General features: G+C 39.2%; 3 protein-coding genes. All 3 read left to right on the forward strand.

From position 1 onward, the window contains the following. The coding region (locus tag VMW01_00850; protein HUW04784.1) for a Gfo/Idh/MocA family oxidoreductase at positions 1 to 827 on the forward strand (827 nt) is incomplete at its 5' end. Further along, positions 817 to 1,566 (forward strand): sulfotransferase, encoded by a 750-nt coding sequence (locus tag VMW01_00855; protein HUW04785.1) that lies wholly within the window; start codon positions 817 to 819, stop codon positions 1,564 to 1,566. The genes VMW01_00850 and VMW01_00855, both read left to right, overlap by 11 nt. A 307-nt stretch (positions 1,567 to 1,873) precedes the next feature. Further along, positions 1,874 to 2,233 carry a hypothetical protein gene (locus VMW01_00860; GenBank protein ID HUW04786.1) on the forward strand — a complete coding sequence of 120 codons (360 nt, stop codon included), beginning with the start codon at positions 1,874 to 1,876 and terminating at the stop codon, positions 2,231 to 2,233. Positions 2,234 to 2,323: the final 90 nt, after the last annotated feature.

Below are 2,323 nucleotides of genomic sequence, written 5' to 3' on the forward strand. Positions count from 1 at the left end.
GTAATCATGCCAAAAATGTTATTCGAGCGGTAGAAGAGTCCTGTGCTTCGGCTATTATTTGTGAAAAACCAATGGCTTTAACCGTTGAAGATGCTGAAAAAATGAATGGTGTCTGTGAAGAGTTTGGCGCCAAACTATTCGTAGTAAAACAAAACCGATACAACCTCCCGGTGTTAAAACTTCGTGAAGCCCTTGAATTGGGTAGATTCGGCAAGTTATTCCTTGGTACAATACGCCTGAGATGGCACCGGGACCAGAACTATTTTGACATGGATGATTGGAGAGGAACGTGGAAGATGGATGGAGGAGTAGCGGCAAGCCAGGCCTCTCACCATGTAGACCTGCTTCAATGGATGATGGGAGACGTCAAATGGGTTCAAGCTCATAAGGCCACCCTTTCACTTGATATCGAAGTAGACGATACTATGGTGGCCATACTTGGGTTTGAGAGTGGAGCTGTTGGGGTAATCGAAGCAACAAATGCAACACAACCAGAAAACCTTGAAGGAAGTTTAAGTGTCTTGGGAGAAAATGGAACTGTGGTTATCGGTGGAATAGCTGTTAATAAAATGGAGACATGGAAGTTTAAAAAGGCTCATAAAATGGACGTTGATGTCATGGAACACTCCGAAAACCCAAAAGACGTGTATGGATTCGGACATGCAAGATTTTATGAAAATGTGGTGCAGAATATAAAATCTGGCAAAGGAACAGTAGTTGATGGCGAAGAAGGGTTGAAGTCGTTAAAGCTGATTAATGCAATTTATGAAAGTGCTGAAACGGGAACAAAGGTTTATTTGAAGAAGGAAAGTAAACTTGGAAAATAACCGTTGCATAATCATCCTCTCTGAAAAGAGTAGTGGGTCTTCAGCCTTGATGAAATATTTGTTAAGGTATGAGGATATCCATGCTGTTAAACACACCAGGCACAATGAGAGGGAGACGCTGTTCTGGACAAAGGCTGCAAGCGTGTTGGAGTTGCACCAGAAGGGGCTGGTTGGAAGCGAGGTTCCTATTTCAAAATGTAATTCATCAAACCAGTTATTATATTTTTTAAGACAAAACAATGTTTTGGGGTTATACCATAAGTCTGGGATTGGATTATCAGAAGCGTGGGGTGATCTTTGCGAGCGATATTCTCCTGTTTTTCTTGAAAAATCACCACACTATTTGGCTAATTGGGTTAATATTAGCTTGATATTAGATGCTATTGGAATGCTTCCTAAAATAAATCACCAAATAGTCGGCCTAATCCGCCATCCACTAAACACCCTCTATTCAATCCACCGGCGCTGGAAACTCAATTTAAATGAATATGAGAAGCAATGGAGACGGTCGTATACTAACCTACTTCGATTAAAGAAGATTCTCCCCGACAAAGTACACATAGTTAAATATGAGGACATGTGTAAAACAGCAAACCATTTAAAACCGGTTATTGAATTTGCAGGATACAAAGAAATAAAAGAAGCCAGTTTCAAGGAACCAAGGAAAATACCAGAATCATTTAATTTTAAATTACAGGAAAGCACTATTAAGTTAGCTGAAGAATTTGGTTATGAATAATGAAATTAGTTCCAATTGATTAAAACTGTTCTTTGACATAATTGGGTGAGGTAAATAGGCGGGGGCTTGCGCCACCACCGTTACCTTGAATTAGAATTGCGGTTGTAGCCGCTTCAAATTCTCCAATTGGTTCCATTAGCTACTGTTATACGCAGTAACAACAGGCTCGTAAAAACCTCCACCTAAGTTCCTTTATAGGTTTCGCCTCACCCATTTATTTCAAAGAACGAAAGGACTAAATACTATGCAAAACTCAACAAATACAGACAACGTTAAATTGAGCCCGAATAGGCTCCAATGGTAGGTTATGAAAGAATACAATAATAAAAAAACGTCAATAGTATATCCCGATAACGTTATAGATTGTTCTGTAATAATAGGGCATTTTGTACTTATACGTGAAAATAATCATATTGCTAAAAATGTCCGCATAGGTTCATATACTGAAATTGCGCATGATACTGATATTGGTAAAAATGTAAATATCCATAGTGGGTGTTTTATACCTGAGTTTACTATTATTATGAAGAATTGTTGGATAGGCCCGCATGTTACCTTTGTAATGACATATACCCACAAACCGGGGGGAAATATAGAGAAGGTGTTATTGTTGAGCCAAATGCTATTATTGGTGCAAATTCAACTATTATGGCAGGAGTCAAAATAGGGGCAGGAGCAATAATAGGGGCTGGTAGTGTAGTGACAAAAGATGTGCCTTCCGGAGAAGTGTGGGCTGGAAATCCTGCTAAATTTATTA

Source organism: Williamwhitmania sp., assembly GCA_035529935.1.
Lineage (GTDB): Bacteria > Bacteroidota > Bacteroidia > Bacteroidales > Williamwhitmaniaceae > Williamwhitmania.